Source organism: Achromobacter sp. ISS7, assembly GCF_056523125.1.
Genome location: NZ_JAWRZD010000001.1, coordinates 683403 through 699423, shown reverse-complemented (window position 1 = coordinate 699423; position 16021 = coordinate 683403). Strand labels below are relative to the sequence as shown.

Annotated in this window: 17 protein-coding genes; 3 read left to right on the top strand and 14 right to left on the bottom strand. The window is 67.0% G+C overall.

Annotation, left to right across the window (positions count from 1 at the left end):
- Positions 1 to 51: 51 nt before the first annotated feature.
- Positions 52 to 312, bottom strand: a complete 261-nt coding sequence (gene rpsP, locus AC1HFW_RS03155; RefSeq protein ID WP_006393962.1) for a 30S ribosomal protein S16 — start codon at positions 310 to 312, stop codon at positions 52 to 54.
- A gap of 492 nt (positions 313 to 804) precedes the next feature.
- On the opposite strand from rpsP, the gene AC1HFW_RS03150 reads away from it, so the two are divergent.
- Positions 805 to 1386, top strand: coding sequence for a hypothetical protein (locus tag AC1HFW_RS03150; RefSeq protein ID WP_035360156.1), 582 nt, complete (start codon positions 805 to 807; stop codon positions 1384 to 1386).
- A gap of 65 nt (positions 1387 to 1451) precedes the next feature.
- Here AC1HFW_RS03150 and AC1HFW_RS03145 read toward each other — a convergent pair whose 3' ends face one another.
- From AC1HFW_RS03145 to panD, 7 genes are all read right to left on the bottom strand, one after another.
- Positions 1452 to 1721 carry a sulfurtransferase TusA family protein gene (locus AC1HFW_RS03145; RefSeq protein WP_006393960.1) on the bottom strand — a complete coding sequence of 90 codons (270 nt, stop codon included), beginning with the start codon at positions 1719 to 1721 and terminating at the stop codon, positions 1452 to 1454.
- Positions 1708 to 4332, bottom strand: coding sequence for an alanine--tRNA ligase (gene alaS, locus AC1HFW_RS03140; RefSeq protein WP_006393959.1), 2625 nt, complete (start codon positions 4330 to 4332; stop codon positions 1708 to 1710). Before alaS ends, AC1HFW_RS03145 begins: the two co-directional genes overlap by 14 nt.
- A gap of 33 nt (positions 4333 to 4365) precedes the next feature.
- Positions 4366 to 4803 carry a TrbG/VirB9 family P-type conjugative transfer protein gene (locus AC1HFW_RS03135; RefSeq protein WP_479281746.1) on the bottom strand — a complete coding sequence of 146 codons (438 nt, stop codon included), beginning with the start codon at positions 4801 to 4803 and terminating at the stop codon, positions 4366 to 4368.
- A gap of 235 nt (positions 4804 to 5038) precedes the next feature.
- Positions 5039 to 6379, bottom strand: a complete 1341-nt coding sequence (locus AC1HFW_RS03130) for an extracellular solute-binding protein (RefSeq protein ID WP_006393957.1) — start codon at positions 6377 to 6379, stop codon at positions 5039 to 5041.
- A gap of 4 nt (positions 6380 to 6383) precedes the next feature.
- Positions 6384 to 7640 (bottom strand): D-amino acid dehydrogenase, encoded by a 1257-nt coding sequence (locus tag AC1HFW_RS03125; RefSeq protein ID WP_061071885.1) that lies wholly within the window; start codon positions 7638 to 7640, stop codon positions 6384 to 6386.
- Between the two features lie 195 nt (positions 7641 to 7835).
- A complete protein-coding gene (locus AC1HFW_RS03120) occupies positions 7836 to 8882 on the bottom strand; it encodes a CDP-6-deoxy-delta-3,4-glucoseen reductase (protein WP_479281745.1) in 1047 nt (348 codons plus the stop codon).
- 55 nt (positions 8883 to 8937) lie between these two features.
- A complete protein-coding gene (panD, locus tag AC1HFW_RS03115; RefSeq protein WP_006393954.1) occupies positions 8938 to 9306 on the bottom strand; it encodes an aspartate 1-decarboxylase in 369 nt (122 codons plus the stop codon).
- Between the two features lie 268 nt (positions 9307 to 9574).
- Between panD and sugE the strand changes: the two genes are divergently transcribed.
- Positions 9575 to 9892, top strand: a complete 318-nt coding sequence (gene sugE, locus AC1HFW_RS03110) for a quaternary ammonium compound efflux SMR transporter SugE (protein WP_479281744.1) — start codon at positions 9575 to 9577, stop codon at positions 9890 to 9892.
- Positions 9893 to 9944: 52 nt separating this feature from the next.
- On the opposite strand, the gene AC1HFW_RS03105 is transcribed toward sugE, so the two are convergent.
- From AC1HFW_RS03105 to AC1HFW_RS03080, 6 genes are all read right to left on the bottom strand, one after another.
- Positions 9945 to 10817 carry an MOSC domain-containing protein gene (locus tag AC1HFW_RS03105; protein ID WP_479286454.1) on the bottom strand — a complete coding sequence of 291 codons (873 nt, stop codon included), beginning with the start codon at positions 10815 to 10817 and terminating at the stop codon, positions 9945 to 9947.
- A gap of 121 nt (positions 10818 to 10938) precedes the next feature.
- The gene (gene thpD, locus AC1HFW_RS03100) at positions 10939 to 11865 is read right to left on the bottom strand and encodes an ectoine hydroxylase (protein WP_006393951.1); all 927 of its coding nucleotides are present in this window, start codon (positions 11863 to 11865) and stop codon (positions 10939 to 10941) included.
- 15 nt (positions 11866 to 11880) lie between these two features.
- Positions 11881 to 12285: an ectoine synthase gene (locus tag AC1HFW_RS03095; protein WP_006393950.1), complete on the bottom strand. Its 405-nt coding sequence runs from the start codon at positions 12283 to 12285 to the stop codon at positions 11881 to 11883.
- A complete protein-coding gene (ectB, locus tag AC1HFW_RS03090) occupies positions 12282 to 13589 on the bottom strand; it encodes a diaminobutyrate--2-oxoglutarate transaminase (protein WP_006393949.1) in 1308 nt (435 codons plus the stop codon). The genes AC1HFW_RS03095 and ectB overlap by 4 nt, the downstream gene beginning before the upstream one ends.
- Positions 13590 to 13709: 120 nt before the next feature.
- Complete coding sequence (gene ectA, locus AC1HFW_RS03085; protein WP_054434247.1) at positions 13710 to 14273, bottom strand: diaminobutyrate acetyltransferase; 564 nt, start codon at positions 14271 to 14273, stop codon at positions 13710 to 13712.
- Positions 14270 to 14818 carry a MarR family winged helix-turn-helix transcriptional regulator gene (locus AC1HFW_RS03080; protein ID WP_006387826.1) on the bottom strand — a complete coding sequence of 183 codons (549 nt, stop codon included), beginning with the start codon at positions 14816 to 14818 and terminating at the stop codon, positions 14270 to 14272. The genes ectA and AC1HFW_RS03080 overlap by 4 nt, the downstream gene beginning before the upstream one ends.
- A 259-nt stretch (positions 14819 to 15077) precedes the next feature.
- Here AC1HFW_RS03080 and AC1HFW_RS03075 point away from each other — a divergent pair, with 259 nt between their 5' ends.
- Positions 15078 to 16019, top strand: a complete 942-nt coding sequence (locus AC1HFW_RS03075; RefSeq protein WP_006393947.1) for a MurR/RpiR family transcriptional regulator — start codon at positions 15078 to 15080, stop codon at positions 16017 to 16019.
- Positions 16020 to 16021: the final 2 nt, after the last annotated feature.

Here is a 16021-nt window from a genome sequence, read left to right as displayed (position 1 = left end):
TTCGTACAGCGTAGCTAGAAACTAGCAGGGTTCAGGCGTGCGACGCGGGCATTAAGCCGCGGCGGAAACCTTGGCCGAGTAGTCCTTGACCAGACGCTCGACGGCCGGCGACAGCTGGGCGCCGTTGCTGGTCCAGTGTTGCACGCGATCCAGCGCGATGCGCAGGTTTTCCGTGCCTTCGTTGCCGACGGGGTTGTAGAAACCCACGCGCTCGATGAAACGGCCGTCGCGACGGTTACGCGAATCGGTGGCCACCAGGTTGTAGAACGGACGCTTCTTGGACCCACCGCGGGCCAGGCGAATCACCACCATAGGTAATCCCTTGAATTAGTTGTGAAAAACGGGAAATTCTAGCACTTAAACAAGCCGGCTGGCAAATGCCCGTGCTGAATATCGGAAGTCGCGGCGCGATTTATACGCGAAAACACCACATATGCGCCACATACGGGTATTCTACAAAATCCGGGCCGCAGCCCGCCGCAGGCAGAGTGTAGCCCGTCAAGGGCCGCCGTGCCGCGCCGGGCTGCGCGAAAATCGCCCGGCGGCGTTTCCATCCGCGACGCGCCGCCCCACCGGCGCCCTTTGCAAGTGCGTGTGAAGCATGTCCCCGATTGGAGAGATCGGAATGTCATCCTGCGCCACATCCGCAAGCCCGCCCCCCCCTGCCGCGCCACAACGGCGCCGCCCCTCCCTGCCCTCGCATACCCCGCGCCCGCGCAAACGTCCCCGGTTTCGCAGCGGCTGATCGCGCCTGTTTCTCCCCCGCGTTTTCCCCCAACTTCCTCTACCGGAGGGTGCTACACCATGAAGAACCGTAAAACTGTCTTCACCCCTGTCGCGCGCCTGGCGGCAACAGGTCTGCTGGCGGGCATGCTGGCGCTGCCGATGGCGGCCCAGGCCCGGGTGGTCGGCGCCGCGCTGACCACCGCCACCGGCAAGGTCACCGCGGTGGACCCCGCCACCCGCACCGTCACCCTGCAGGGCGCCAATGGCAATGTGGTGGATGTCCAGGTCGGGCCGAACGTACGTAATTTCAACCAGATCAAGCCGGGCGATTCGCTCTCGCTGGACTATTACGAGTCGGTCGCCGTCGACGTGCGCCCGGCCGGCTCCGGCGCTCCCGAGGTCGTCACCCAGACCGCCGGCACGCGCAGCGCCAAGGGGGCCAAGCCCGGCGGCGCCATGGGCCGGCAGACCACCATCACCGCCGAGATCTGGCACATCAACAAGAGCGCCAACCTGGTCACGCTGAAGGGACCGCAAGGCGGCCTGCGCACGATCCAGGTGCAGGACCCCGCCCTGCAGGCGCGCCTGGCGCAACTGAAGGAAGGCGACCTGGTGGACTTCACCATCACGCAGGCGGTCGCGGCGGCGATCCACAAGTAAGGCGCCGCGCCGGAAAGCAAAAAGGCCAGCCCGGGGAGGCTGGCCTTTTTCATGGCGCGCGCTGGTCAGCGGCGACGTAGGAAATGCACGCCGCGGCCGTCGGCCTCGTGTTGGGCGACCAGCACGTTGCCGGTCTGGCGGGCGAACGCCTGGAAGTCACGGATGGCGTTGCGGTCGGTGGTCAGGACGCGCAGCACCTGGCCGCTTTCCATCTGCGCCAGGGCCTTCTTGGCGCGCAGGATCGGCAACGGGCAGGTCAGGCCGCTGGCGTCGACGTCCTGGTCGAAGGACGGCGCCGGCACGGCCGGCGCGGTGTCCAGGTCAGAGGCGCTCATCGACCCACTTCTGCACGCTGGCGATCGCGGCGGGCAGCGCCGCCAGATCGGTGCCGCCACCCATGGCCATGTCCGGACGGCCGCCGCCCTTGCCACCCACCTGGCTGGCGACGAAGCCCACCAGGTCGCCGGCCTTGATGCGGTTGGTCAGGTCGGCCGTGACGCCGCCGACGACACTGATCTTGCCATCGGCCGAGCCGGTGGCCAGCAGCACCACGGCGGGCTTGAGGCGGTCCTTCAGGTTGTCGACCATGCCGCGCAGGGCCTTGGGATCGACGTCGCCGATGCTGGCGGCCAGCAGCTTGATGCCCTTGACCTCGACGGCCGCGGAACTGGCCAGGTCGTTGCCGGCGCTGGCGGCGAGCTTGCTGCGCGATTGCTCCAGGTCTTTCTCGAGCTGCTTGACCTGGTCCTGCACCTGCGAGATGCGGGCCGGCAGGTCGGCGGGCGTGCTGCGCAGCATGCCGGCCACCTGGGCCAGCAAGGCGCTCTGGTTCTGCACCCAGGCCAGGGCGTTGTCGCCCGTGATGGCCTCGATACGGCGCACGCCGGCGGCCACGCCGCCTTCGGACACGATCTTGAACAGGCCGATGTCGCCGGTGCGGCCGACGTGGGTGCCGCCGCACAGTTCGCGCGAGAAACCGATGTCGAGCACGCGCACGGTGTCGCCGTACTTTTCGCCGAACAGCGCCATGGCGCCGCCCTTGACGGCGTCGTCGTAGGCCATGACCTGGGCCACGGTGGGCTGGTTGGCGAGGATTTCGGCGTTGACGATGGCCTCGACGCGCGCGATCTGCTCGGCGGTCAGGGGCGCGTCCTGCGCGAAGTCGAAACGCGTCTTGTCGGGATCGACAAGCGAGCCGCGCTGTTGCACGTGCGCGCCCAGCACCTGGCGCAGGGCCTTGTGCATCAGGTGGGTGGCCGAGTGGTTGCGCACGGTACGGGCGCGGCGCACCGCGTCCACGCGCGCCAGCAGGGTGTCGCCCACGGCCAGCTTGCCCTCTTCGAGCGTGCCGTGATGGCCGAACACGCCGGACTGGATCTTGAGCGTATCGCCCACGGCGAAGCGCACGCCGGCGGCTTCGAGCAGGCCGGTGTCACCGACCTGGCCGCCGGACTCGGCGTAGAACGGGGTGGCGTCCAGCACCACCACGGCGCTCTGGCCGGCCTGGACCTGTTGCACCTGGGTGCCGTCGACGTACAGGGCCGTGACCTTGACGTTGTCGAGCTCGAGCTTTTCGTAGCCTTCGAAACGCGTTTCCGCGCCTTCGTAGCTCAGGCCCTCGGCCATCTTGAACTTGCCGGCGGCGCGCGCCTGGTCGCGTTGGCGTTCCATGGCGACTTCGAAGCCGGCCATGTCGACGTCGACCTCGCGTTCGCGGCAGATGTCGGCGGTCAGGTCGACCGGAAAGCCGTAGGTGTCGTACAGCGTGAACAGCGTGGTGCCGTCCAGCTGGCCGCCCTTGGGCACATTGGCCAGCGCGCCGTCGAGGATGCGCATGCCGTGTTCGAGCGTTTCGCCGAAGCGTTCTTCTTCCTGCTTGAGCACCTGTGCCACGCGCTCGGCGGTGGCGGCCAGCTCGGGATAGGCCTCGCCCATCTCGGCGACCAGATCCGGCACCAGGCGGTGGAAGAACGGCTTGGTCTGGCCCAGCTTGTAGCCGTGGCGCAGCGCGCGGCGGACGATGCGGCGCAGCACGTAGCCGCGGCCTTCGTTGCTGGGAATGACGCCGTCGACGATCAGGAACGAGCAGGCGCGGATGTGGTCGGCGATGACCTTGAGCGAATTGTTTTCCAGGTCCTTGATACCGGTCTCGCGCGCGGCGGCGGCGATCAGGTGCTGGAACAGGTCGATCTCGTAGTTGGAGTGGACGTGCTGCAGCACGGCCGCGATGCGCTCCAGGCCCATGCCGGTATCGACACAGGGGCGCGGCAGGCGCGGCATGTTGCCGGCGGCGTCACGCTCGAACTGCATGAACACCAGGTTCCAGATCTCGATGTAGCGGTCGCCGTCTTCCTCGGGCGATCCCGGGGGGCCGCCCCAGATCTCGGGACCGTGGTCGTAGAAGATTTCCGAGCACGGACCGCAGGGGCCGGTGTCGGCCATCTGCCAGAAGTTGTCCGAGGCGTAGCGGGCGCCCTTGTTGTCGCCGATGCGGATGATGCGCTCGGTCGGCACGCCGACTTCCTTGGCCCAGATGTCGTAGGCTTCGTCGTCTTCCTGGTAGACGGTGACCCAGAGCTTGTCGGCGGGCAGCTTGTAGACCTGCGTCAGCAATTCCCAGGCGTACTGGATGGCGTCGCGCTTGAAGTAGTCGCCGAAGCTGAAATTGCCCAGCATTTCGAAGAACGTATGGTGGCGGGCGGTGTAGCCCACGTTCTCCAGGTCGTTGTGCTTGCCGCCGGCGCGCACGCTGCGCTGCGACGACGTGGCACGCGTGTACGACCGCGATTCCTTGCCCGTGAAGACGTCCTTGAACTGGACCATGCCCGAATTGGTGAAAAGCAGGGTCGGATCGTTGCCCGGCACGAGCGACGACGAAGGAACGATGGTGTGTCCCTTGGACTTGAAGAATTGCAGGAACTGCTGGCGAATCTCGGAGGATTTCATCGTGGATGAAGCAGAATTTAGGCGAATCTTTGATTATAGAGGGTTGTCGGCGCCTTGCACCGTCGGGGCCGACCCGCAGGCGGCGCGCGCCCCCTCGGACGGCCCCGGCGCGCGGCGCGCCCGCGCCGACAGCCGGCCGCCACGGAACACCAGGACGTCCCACCGGCCGGCCAGCACCACGTAGGGATCGCGACGCGCATAGGGCAGGACCCGTTCGCCGGCGGGATCGACGCCGAAAATGGCCGGCACCGCCTGGTCCGGCGCGAATTGCAGCCAGGTTTCGCGGCCGTCGTCGAACACCTGCAACGGCGCCACCGCCGGATCGCCGGACAGCCGCCAATCGAAATCGTACTCCCGCGACGCGGCCCCGGTCGGCCGCCAGGACGCGCCGGTCGCCGGTCGCGTGGCGGGCCACGCCGCGCATCCGGCCAGGCCCGCCAGCCCTGCCGCCAGGAAGAATCTTCGTACCATCCCTGCCACCTTCGGAAAGACGGCGGCCCGGAGGCGGGCCGCACCGCCATCATGGTGCCGGCGCGCCGACCATCTTCACAGACCGGCATGTACGCAGGGAGCAATCCATCCCGCCCCTGCTGGCGCCATGCAACCCCGCCGGCCGCGGGCATGAAAAAAGCCCGGTTCGGAAACCGGGCTTTCGGGTGGCGGGGTGGCGGGGTGGCGCCGCGGCGCCAGCCCGACGGGCCTGCGATCAACGCTGCGTGGCGATGGCGCGGGCCTGGTTGGCGGCGTTGTTCAGGGCCGACACCGGCGGCGTCTTGCCTTCCAGCGCGTCGTTGAGCTGCTGGTTGAACACGGGCTCGATGCGGTCGTAGTTGGCCATGCGGAAGCCGCGGCTGTTGGCGACCGGGCGGGTGCTCATCGAGGCCACCACGGCCTGGGCGCCGGGGATGCTCTTGTAGAACGACACGTCCGAGGCGCGGAACGCGGCTTCGGTCAGCGGCAGGTAGCCGGTGCGCTGGTGCCATTCCGCCGCGATGACGGGCTTGGACAGCCAGGCCAGGAATTGCGCCGTGGCCTTTTCCTCGTCCTTCGGACGGCCATCAAGCGCCCACAGGGCCGAGCCGCTCACGAACGGCTGGCCGCCGGTCTGGGTGACCTGGTCGTAGTAAGGCAGCGGCGCCACGCCGAACGACAGCGACTTGGTGTTCAGGAACTGGCCGAACGAGCCCGAATTGCCGGTCAGCACCGCGCACTCGCCCTTGGCGAACAGCTTGTCGGCGCTGTTGTCGGCGGTGTGCGCCATGAACAGCAGCGAACGCTTCCAGCTGACCATCAGCGAGATGTGGCGCATGTAGAGCGTGTCGAACTGCATCGCCGGCGCCGCGCTCTTCTTGGTGACCGCGTCCAGGCCGTTGTTGTTGCTGGTGTACTGCTGGTTGTTCACCGGCGCCAGGTTTTCCAGGTGGACCGCGACCTGGTCGCTGGAGGCATAGGGACAGTCGAGGTCGGCCACGTCGCGCAGCTTCAGCAGCTCGGCCTGCAGGCCGGTCCAGGTGCGGGCGGGCTTGTTGGGATCGAGGCCGGCCTTCTTGTAGGCAGCGGTGTTGTAGAACATCACCGGCACTTCGGCCATCCACGGGAAGGCCAGCAGGCGGCCCTTGCCGTCGCGGATGAAGCTGCTGGTGGCCGGCACGAACCAGTTCAGGTCCTTGATCGGATACTTGGCCAGCAATTCGTACATCGGCAGGATGGCCTTGTGTTCGGCCACGACTTCCGGCGAGTGGTTGTCGTTCAGTTGCACCAGGTTGGGGGCCTTCTTGGCCTTGACCGCGGCGGTGGCTTCCTGCTGCAGCTGCGCCTGCGAGGCGAAGGCGCGCAGGGTCACTTTGACCTGGTCCTGCTCCTTGTTGTACTGCTTGGCCAGCTTCTCGAACTCGGCCTTGTTGGCGTCCGGCAGCGTGTGCCAGACCTGGATTTCGACGGGAGCGGCATGGACCGCGCCCGCGACCGCCATGGCGGCGCCAAAGACCCATGTGCGCCGGCTGGCGAACATCGCGCGGGCAATGCCCGCCAATTGCAATTTCTTCATAGGTTCATAGACCAAGAAAAGGGAATTCCGGTTCTGGACGACGTCCGCTCAGCAGGTCGGCCAGTGCCCGGCCCGAGCCGACGCCCATCGTCCAGCCGAGAGTACCGTGTCCGGTATTGATATACAAATTGGGAATGTGGCTGCGGCCGATGATGGGCACGTTCGAGGGAGTGGACGGGCGCAGGCCCGACCAATAGCTGACGCGCTCGAAGTCGAGCGCATCGGGAAAGAGTTCGCGGGCCAGCCGCGTCATGGCTTCGCAGCGGCCGGTATTCAGGCCGCGCGAATAGCCGGACAGCTCGGCCGTTCCAGCCATGCGCAGGCGGTCGCCCAGGCGCGAGAACACCACCTTGTGGCTGCTGTCCGTCAGGCTGACCGTGGGCGCGCCGCCGGGGTTCAGCACCGGGAAGGTGGCCGAATAGCCCTTGGCCGGGTAGACGTTGCACGGGATGCCGAGCGGACGCAGCAGCGACGGGCTGAAACTGCCCATGGCCACCACGTAGGCATCGGCCGCCAGGGTGCCGTAGCGGCCATCGGGCTCGATCAGTTCGACGCCGCTGACCGCGCCGGCCTGGGTGATGAGCCGGGTGACGCGGGTGCTGTAGCGGAATTCGACGCCGGCGCGCGCGCAGCGCTCGGCCAGCGCGACCGTGAACAGGTGCACGTCGCCGCTTTCGTCCTCGGGGGTGTAGTCGCCGCCGACGATGGTGTTGCGATGCGGCGCCAGGGCCGGCTCGATGGCGATGACCTCGTCCGTCGAGACGACGCGGCGCTCGACGCCGAAATCGCGCATCAGGCCGGCGGCGCGCTGCGAGTTCTCGAATTCGTGCTGGTCACGGTAGAAATTCAGGATGCCGCGCTCGAGGTGGTCGTATTCGATGCCGAGTTCGGCGCGCATGCCGCGCAGCGTGGCGCGGCTGTATTCGGCCATGCGCACCATGGCGCGGATGTTCGGCGCCAGGCGGCCCGGCAGGCATTCGCGCAAGAAGGCCAGGCCCCACATCCACTGGCGCCAGTCCAGCTGCGGGCGGAACAGCAGCGGCGCGTTGTCCTGGAACATCCACTTGAGCAGTTTCAGGGGCGCCTGCGGGTTGGCCCATGGCTCGGCGTAGGAAACCGAGATCTGCGCGCCGTTGGCCAGACTGGTTTCCTGGGCGGGTCCGGTGCAGCGGTCGATGACCACGACCTCGTGGCCCGCCTGGCTGAGCCACCAGGCGCTGGAGATTCCGATGATGCCGCTACCCAATACCGCTACTTTCATGCCCGCATTGCTCCCTGCTGGCCCACTGAGCCCGCGGACACGATGCCCGCGTCCCGTGGCAAGCCGCTGCCAAGATGACACCGCAGTTTACCCCGGCGCCCCGCCCCCGCCTACGGCCGATTCCATCAAAAAAAGGGAAGGAACCCGCCGTGGCCGGATTCCTTCCCTTTCGGGTCATGCGCCGCCCTGCTGGATTCAGGTCGCGGCTTTCGCCAGGTCGGCCTCGGACGTGAAGGCGTCGGCGTAGAACTCCTCCGGCGGCAGGCCGCACTGGGCGCTGAATTCGCGCCGCGCGGCGTCGACCATGGGCGGCGCGCCGCAGGCGTAGACCTGGTGGCCGGACATGTCGGGGATGTCCTGCAGCACGGCCTCGTGGACGAAGCCGTCACGGCCGCTCCAGCCGTCTTCCTCGAGCGCGTTCGACACCACCGGCACGTAGCGGAAATCCGGCAGGTCGCGGACCCACGACTGCGCCAGTTCGTCCATGTACAGGTCGCGCGGGCGGCGGCCGCCCCAGTACAGCGACACCGGACGGCGGATGTTCTTGTGGATCATGTGCTCGACGATGGCCTTGACCGGCGCGAAGCCGGTGCCGCTGGCCAGCAGGATGACCGGCTTGTCGCTGTCTTCGCGCAGGAAGAACGACCCGAACGGGCCTTCCAGGCGCAGGATCTCGCGCTCTTTCATCTGGGTGTCGCCAGCGCCGAACACGTGGTCGGTGAAGACCCCGCCCGGCATGTGGCGGATGTGCAGTTCCAGCGGGCTGCCGGTGTGCGGCGCGCCGGCCATGGAATAGCTGCGGCGGCGGCCGTCCTTGAGGATGACCTCGATGTACTGGCCGGCGTAGTAGCGGAATTGCTCGGAGGCGGGCAATTGCAGCTTGAGCACGGTCACGTCCGGCGCCGCGCGCTCCATGGTCTGCACGCGCGAAGGCAGCTTGCGGATCTGGATGTCGCTGGCCAGGCGCACTTCGGTGGACTCGACCACCAGGTCGGACGCGGGCCGGGCCTGACAGAACAGGGTGTAGCCGTCGGCCAGTTCCTCGGGCGACAGGATCTGCGCGGGGTACTGGCCGGCGTCGAACTCCCCGGACACCACTTTGCCCTTGCAGGTGGAGCAGGCGCCGTTGCGGCAGCTGTAGGGCAGCACGATGCCCGCGGCCAGGGCGCCGTCGAGCACGGTCTGGCCCGGCTCGACCGGGAATTGATGCTTGCTGGGTTGAATGATGACCTGGAAGCTCATGATGAAACGTATCAGGGTTGACGGCGCGCCACGCGACGCGCCGCCCGGCCCGGCCTCAGGCCGGGAACTTGCGGATTTCCTTGACGCGGTTGGCGTCGTCCACCAGCACGACCTGCGGCTTGTGGGTGGCGGATTGCTCTTCCGACATCGGACCGTAGGTGCAGATGATCATCAGGTCGCCGACCTGCGCCCGGCGCGCGGCCGCGCCATTGAGCGAGATGATGCCGCTGCCGCGGGCCGCCTTGATGATGTAGGTATCGAAGCGTTCGCCATTGTTGATGTTGTAGAGCTCGATGCGCTCGAACTCGCGCATGCCGGCAGCGTCCAGCAGGTCTTCGTCGATGCCGCAAGAACCCTCGTAGTGGAGATCGGCTTCGGTGACCGTGACGCGGTGCAGCTTTGCCCGCAGCATGATGCGTTGCATGATGGGAATATCCTGGTTTCGCGTGCCGGAACGCGAAGTGATGCGATAAATGCGAAAACACCCGCGGATGGCGCGCACCTGCGGGCATGCAGTCCAACGGCACCCGGTTTTGCCGTCGGAAGCCGGTATTCTATAATTTTTGCCGCGACGGGACGGCCCGTTGCTGCGCCCGCCGCCACATGGCGGCATTTGCCATCGGCAACGACGGCATTGGCCATTGCCGGCGGCGCATCAATCCGGGGACGACCCCTCTCAAGTAGGAGTCGTCATGACCTGGATCATCCTCATCCTCGCCGGCCTGTTCGAAATCGTCTGGGCCGTCGGCCTCAAATACACGCACGGATTCACCCGCCTGATGCCGTCGCTCGTCACCGTCGGCGGCATGCTCATCAGCTTCTGGCTGCTGGCCGTGGCGATGAAGACGCTGCCGCTGGGCACCGCCTACGCGGTGTGGGTCGGCATCGGCACCGTCGGCGCCTTCGTGGCCGGCATCATTCTGTTCCAGGAATCCCTCAGCTGGATGCGCATCGCCAGCGTCGCGCTGATCGTGCTGGGCCTGGTCGGCCTGAAGCTGTCGTCGGCCTGAGCGCTGCCGGCCTGATTCCCGCGGCCCCGGCCACGCGCCGGGGCGCGGCGGGCTAGAAATCGAGTTCGATCTCGACCCCGTCGCCCACTTTCAGGCGCACGCCGGCCGGGGCGTCGACGATGGCGTTCTGGCCGAACACCACTCCAATATCCAGATTGCGGTAGCCCGCCAGCGTGCGGCCCGGCTCGTCGTGCTGCACGGCGGTGCGCTGGTCGATGTCGGGAATCGAGCAGCGCGTGCACGGCTTGACCAACGCCATGCTGACCGCGCCGGTCGTGATCATGGCGGTGTGGTCTTCCTCGAAGGCCTCCCACTCCCCCTGCACCACGATATTGGGCCGGAAGCGGTCCATCGGCACCGGCTCCACGCCCTTGGCCCGCAGGCGGGCGTTCAGGTCATCCAGGGACGCCTGGTTCGCCACCAGCAACGGAAAACCGTCGGCGAAGCCGAAGAAATGATCGCCCCCGAACACGTCGGCCAGATCGGGATGGCCGGCGGTCCACTTGTCCACCCATTCGGGCTTGGCGGGCCGCGCCGCGCCGGCGTCGACCTTGTACAGGCGGCAAGGCGTCTTGAGGAAATCGGAACACCACTGCGCGGCGGCCTCGCTTTCGCGGCGCGCCTCGAGCGTGTCCTTCCAGACACCGACCGTCTCCACGCCCGGCTGCAGGGCCGAGCCGTCCAGCGGCACCTCGAGGTCGGGCATGCCCGGCGCCGACAGGCGCAGCGCGTCGGCGGCGAGCGCCGTGCGTATCAGCGCCATGGCGGGCCACTGGCGCTGCGTCATGAACTGGCCGTCGGCCGACACCACCATCCAGCGGCGGTCGTGCGCCAGCCCGGCGCGGTCCACCGGCGATTCGGCCAGGTCGATGCCGGCACAGGATTTGACCGGGTAGATATGCAGGCTGAGGATGCGGGCGGACATGGCGGCGGATGCGGGCGTGGCGGGGAGCCAGAGCATAGCGGATGGCCGGCAAAAAGCCCAGGCCGGCGGGCCTGGGCTCGATGGGCGAGCGAGGGGCGGCCAAGGCGCCCCCGGCGACGCGTCAGCTGCCGACCAGCTTGAGCGTATCCAGCGGCGTCACCGCCTTGAACGCCTTGCGCGTGGCGATGTGCTCGGGACGCGGGGTCAGGCCGTACTTGGGCGGCTCCAGCGTGTTTTCCATGCTGTTGTAGACCATGAACACGTTGGCGCGCGGCCACGGCGAGATGTTGCTGTTCGAGCCGTGCATGGTGTTGCAGTCGAAGAACACCACCGAGCCGGCCTTGGCCGTCATCGTGCGGATGCCGCCCTGCTCCACCAGCAGTTGCAGGCTGACCGGATCCGGCACGCCGTACTCCTGCTTCTTGAGCGATTGCTTGTAGTGGTCGTTGGGCGTTTCGCCGACGCACGAAATGAACTGCCGGTGCGAACCCGGCACCAGCATCAGCGGGCCGTTGCAGTCATTGTTCTCGGTCAGCAGCACCGAGCAGCTCAGCGCGCGCATCGACGGCATGCCGTCTTCCACGTGCCAGGTCTCGAAATCCGAGTGCCAGTAGAACTCCTTGCCCTTGAAGCCGGGCTTCATGTTGGCGCGCGACTGGTGGATGTAGACCTCGGACCCCAGGATCTGGCGCGCCACGTTGACCAGCCGCGGATCGCGCACCAGGCGCGCCAGCACGGGGTTCAGCACGTGCACCATGAAAATGGAGCGCACGGCATTGCTGCCGGGCTCGGTGATCGATTCCTCGCGGCGCACGATCGACGGGTCGCGCGTCATGCGCTCGACCTCGGACGACAGCGCCCGCACTTCGGCCTCCGAGAACACGTCCTCCAGCAGGAGGAAGCCGTCGCGCTCGTAGCTGCCGACCTGCTCGCCGCTCAGGGCGTTGGCGTATTTGCCTTCTTCGTAGACCACCGGATCCTGGCGGGAAATGATGGCGGAACTTCGATCCGTACGGGAGGCGTACGGATCCTGCGCAGGTGAGATCATGCGAACCTCCTTGTATCAGGCCGCTTGGGCTTGGGCTTCAGGCAAGGCGTAGACGCCCTCTTTGTCATGCACTTCCTGGCCGGTCAGCGGCGGGTTGAAGACGCAGATGACGCGCAGCGGCTCCTTGCCGCCGCACAGCCAGTGCTCGTCATGCTCGTTCAGGGCGTAGACCACGCCCGGGCCCAGTTCGTACTTCTTGCCGTCGGCGATCGTCTCGATGGAGCCGTCGCCCTCGATGCACCACACCGCTTCAAGGTGATTCTTGTAGTGGATGTGGGTACGGCCGCCCGGGAAGATGGTGGTCTCGTGGAAGGAAAAGCCCATGCCGTCCTTCTTGAGCAGCACGCGGCGGCTGACCCAGGTATCGGTGCGGACTTCGTCGGCGGTGCCGATCACATCTTTGACATTGCGTACGATCATTGACGTTTTCCTCCAAATTTCAGGATGCGGGCGGACTGCCCCTCTTCGGCCAGCGCGTCGGCCACGCTCGCCTCGATCACGTCCAGGCCCTTGGACAGCAGGTCTTCCTCGATGGTCAGGGCTGGCAGCAGCTTGAGCACTTCGTCGTGCGCGCCCGAGGTCTCGATGACCACGCCGCGCTTGAATGCGTTGGCGGCGATGCGGTTGGACAGCGCCGGGGTGGCGTTGCTGACCAGGCCCTGGATCAGGCCGCGGCCGCGCACCGACAGGCCGGCGTTGGGGTAGCTGTGCACCAGGTTTTCCAGCCAGTCGCGCACCAGGCGCTCCTTGCGCTGGATCTCGGCGGTGAACGCGGTGTTGGCCCAGTAGGTTTCCAGCGCCTGGGTGGCGGTGACGAACGCCAGGTTGTTGCCGCGGAAGGTGCCGCTGTGGGCGCCGGGCTTCCAGACGTCGAGCTCGGGCTTCATCAGCACCAGCGACATCGGCAGGCCGAAGCCCGACAGCGACTTGGACAGCGTGATGATGTCGGGGCGGATGCCGGCGGCCTCGAAGCTGAAGAAGGTGCCGGTGCGGCCGCAGCCGACCTGGATGTCGTCCACGATCAGCAGCATGTCGTGGCGCTTGCAGAGCTTGTCCAGTTCCTTGAGCCAGCGCAGCGTGGCGACGTTGACGCCGCCCTCGCCCTGCACGGTCTCGACGATGACGGCGGCGGGCTTGTCCATGCCGCTGCTGGGATCTTCCAGCATGCGCTCCAGGTAGGCCATGGTGTCCACGTCCGGGCCGAAGTAGCCGTCATAGGGCATGAAGGTGGTGTTGGCCAGCGGATAGCCGGAGGCATCGCGGAACTTCATGTTGGCCGTCACCGCCAGCGAGCCGCCGCTGACGCCGTGAAAGCCGTGCGTGAAGGAAATCACATTGGGACGTCCCTTCACCTGGCGCGCGATCTTCAGCGCCGCCTCGACCGCGTTGGTGCCGGTCGGGCCGGTGAACTGCAGGGTGTATTGCCAGTTGCGCGGCTTGAGCAGCACGCGATCGACGGCCTCGAGGAAGCTTTTCTTGGCGCTGGTGGCCATGTCCAGGCCATGCACCACGCCATCGGACTGCACGTACTCGAGCAGCTTTTCCTTGAGGATCGGATTGTTGTGGCCATAGTTCAACGTGCCGGCGCCGCTGAAGAAGTCGATGTATTCGCCACCGTCCTCATCCACCAGCGTCGATCCCCTGGCCTGGCTGAAGATCACGGGAAACGACCGGATATAGCCCCGTACTTCCGACTCCATCCGGTCAAAGATTTTCAAGTCCATGTGATTAATCCTCCCTTTCATCTCATAAGTTGACAGACGGCCAGATCCCCTCCGCATGCGCGCCGGGCGCATCCGGATGCGTCAAAGCCATCCCGGTTTTCGACAGGACCGCGTCGCCGCCTAGGGGGCGGGCAAGGTGAACGGGCCTATCCTCAACAACATCTCGTCGTCATGGTCCGCGCCGCCGAAAAGCTGCCGGTCGAAGAACGGCTGCTCGGAGACGTGGGCGCCTAGTTCGCCGGCCAGGCCGGCGAAGGTGCGGCGCGATGCCTGGTTATCAGGCGCCACCGTGGTTTCAAGATGACGAACATGCGCGAGCCCCTCGCGTTGCAAGAGCGCCCGAAGCATGGCGCGGCCTAACCGTTGGCCGCGTGCGCGGGTGTGCACGGCGACCTGCCAGACGAACAACACGTCGGGCCTGTCGGCAAGCACGTAAGCGGAGATAAATCCATCGATGCGTCCTCCGGCGCTTTCGGCCAGGACGCAGGTGCCGCGGTTGTGCTCGCACAGGAGCAGGTACGCGTATAGGGAATTGAGGTCGAGTGGCGGGCACTCGGCAATGAGCTGGTGGATCGCGGCGCCGTCCTTGCGGCGGGGCTCACGCAACAGATGCGTTTTGCTGCCCGCCGCCGGCGCCACGGCACTTGAGTTCGTAGTGGTGTCGTTCAGTTCGTTTGCTCTCATACAACCAATCCTGATTCGGGAGGCGCGCCACCCGTGGGCACCTCGAGGATGGGCGACGACACGTCGCCCTGGGTTTCCGTCGCGACCCCGCTCTCTTCTTCCATGAGCGCCACGATGCGCTCGAGCGACAGGGTGATGGTGGCCTGCTCCAGCTCCGGCAACGCGTTGAGCGCGTCGGCCAGATGCTTTTGCAGCGGCGACGGCGCCTGCTGCGCCACCTCGCGGCCGGCGTCGGTGGCGGTCACGAAGACGATGCGGCGGTCTTCGCGGCCGCGTTCGCGGCGGATCAGGCCCTTGTCTTCCAGGCGGTCGAGAATGCCGACGACCGTGCTGGGGCTGACGTGGATCTCGCGGCTGATCGCCGTGGCCGTCAGCGGCCCGTTCGCGATGACCGTGCGCAGGCACATCAGCTGCGGCGCGGTGATGTGGCTCACCGCGGACAGCTGGCGCGAATGCAACGCGATGGATCGCGTGATCCGGCGCAGTGCCCGCAGGATGCGCAGGTCATATTGCTGCGCGGGGTCGGTTACGGTCTGTTTATTCATGACTGAATTAGTTCAGCTAAATTGATTTCTATACGAATGATATGGGTGACCTATCCCTGTGTCAAACCCGATCACCGGCCATTTTGTAATCATTTCCGCGCTATCCGCCGTCATGTCGCCAGGGGTTTCCCAGGAGAGCGGCGTCGTTACGATATGTCGGAGTTGCTCTACGATTCGAAAATAAAACAACTGTTTTTCCATTCAATATGGATGTAGCATTTGTTTTATCATCAACGATGTCCCCCGCCTCCGCGCCACCGTGATCGCTCCCCTGCAAGACCACCTGCGCCATCTCAGCGCGACGTTGCCCGCCGAACTGCAGCGCGCCGCGCATTGGGTATTGGCCCATCCGGCCGAGGTTGGGCTGTGGTCGATGCGGCGCCAGGCGCAGGCGGTGGGCGTGTCGCCCGCCACCATGCTGCGGCTGGCCCGCGCGGCGGGCCACGACAGCTACGAGGCCTTCCGCGCGCCGTTCCAGCGCGCGCTGGCCGGCGCCGCCGATGACGGCCTGCGGCAGCGCGCCGCGCGTTTGCAGGCCTCGCACGCGCGGCAGGCCGGCGGCGACGGACACGACGCGCTGACCGAGCTGCAGACCGCGGCGCTGGCCTCGATCTGGCAGGCCAATGACGCGGCCGCCTTCGACCTGGCCGTCGACGCGCTGCTGCGCGCCCGCCAGGTCGGCTTCCTCGGCACGCGCTCGGCCTTCGGCATCGCCTTCCAGATGCGCTACGCCTACCACCTGGTGCGCCGCAACGGCCTGCTGATCGACGGCCTGGGCGGCGCCGCGGCCGAAGACGCCGACAGCCTGCAGCCAGGCGATGCGCTGGTGGTGGTGTCGCAAGCCCCCTATCCCACGGCCACCGTGCGCCTGACCCGCCAGATCGCCGCGCGCGGCGTCACGGTGCTGGCGCTGACCGACAGCGCCGACAACCCCGTGGCGCGGACGGCCGATCACGTGCTGCGCTTCACCCGCGCCGACGAGCCTGGCCCGGATGCGCCCGCGCTGCGCGGCCCCGGTTCGTTCTTCCACAGCACCGCGGGCCTGCTGGGGCTGGCCGAACACCTGATCGCGCGGCTGGCGGCCCGCGGCGGCGACGAGGTGCTGCAGCGCCTGGCCGAAATCGATGCCCGCCTGCAGGCGGACGGCGCCTACTGGCAGGACGCGCCGCCCAGGCGCGGCCGCGCGCCGCGGTCCGAATGAAT

Coding starts and splice junctions, on each gene's coding strand:
- rpsP (WP_006393962.1), bottom strand. CDS start 312: ATGGTGGTGATTCGCCTGGCCCGCGGTGGGTCCAAGAAGCGTCCGTTC.
- AC1HFW_RS03150 (WP_035360156.1), top strand. CDS start 805: ATGAAGAACCGTAAAACTGTCTTCACCCCTGTCGCGCGCCTGGCGGCA.
- AC1HFW_RS03145 (WP_006393960.1), bottom strand. CDS start 1,721: ATGAGCGCCTCTGACCTGGACACCGCGCCGGCCGTGCCGGCGCCGTCC.
- alaS (WP_006393959.1), bottom strand. CDS start 4,332: ATGAAATCCTCCGAGATTCGCCAGCAGTTCCTGCAATTCTTCAAGTCC.
- AC1HFW_RS03135 (WP_479281746.1), bottom strand. CDS start 4,803: ATGGTACGAAGATTCTTCCTGGCGGCAGGGCTGGCGGGCCTGGCCGGA.
- AC1HFW_RS03130 (WP_006393957.1), bottom strand. CDS start 6,379: ATGAAGAAATTGCAATTGGCGGGCATTGCCCGCGCGATGTTCGCCAGC.
- AC1HFW_RS03125 (WP_061071885.1), bottom strand. CDS start 7,640: ATGAAAGTAGCGGTATTGGGTAGCGGCATCATCGGAATCTCCAGCGCC.
- AC1HFW_RS03120 (WP_479281745.1), bottom strand. CDS start 8,882: ATGAGCTTCCAGGTCATCATTCAACCCAGCAAGCATCAATTCCCGGTC.
- panD (WP_006393954.1), bottom strand. CDS start 9,306: ATGCAACGCATCATGCTGCGGGCAAAGCTGCACCGCGTCACGGTCACC.
- sugE (WP_479281744.1), top strand. CDS start 9,575: ATGACCTGGATCATCCTCATCCTCGCCGGCCTGTTCGAAATCGTCTGG.
- AC1HFW_RS03105 (WP_479286454.1), bottom strand. CDS start 10,817: ATGTCCGCCCGCATCCTCAGCCTGCATATCTACCCGGTCAAATCCTGT.
- thpD (WP_006393951.1), bottom strand. CDS start 11,865: ATGATCTCACCTGCGCAGGATCCGTACGCCTCCCGTACGGATCGAAGT.
- AC1HFW_RS03095 (WP_006393950.1), bottom strand. CDS start 12,285: ATGATCGTACGCAATGTCAAAGATGTGATCGGCACCGCCGACGAAGTC.
- ectB (WP_006393949.1), bottom strand. CDS start 13,589: ATGGACTTGAAAATCTTTGACCGGATGGAGTCGGAAGTACGGGGCTAT.
- ectA (WP_054434247.1), bottom strand. CDS start 14,273: ATGAGAGCAAACGAACTGAACGACACCACTACGAACTCAAGTGCCGTG.
- AC1HFW_RS03080 (WP_006387826.1), bottom strand. CDS start 14,818: ATGAATAAACAGACCGTAACCGACCCCGCGCAGCAATATGACCTGCGC.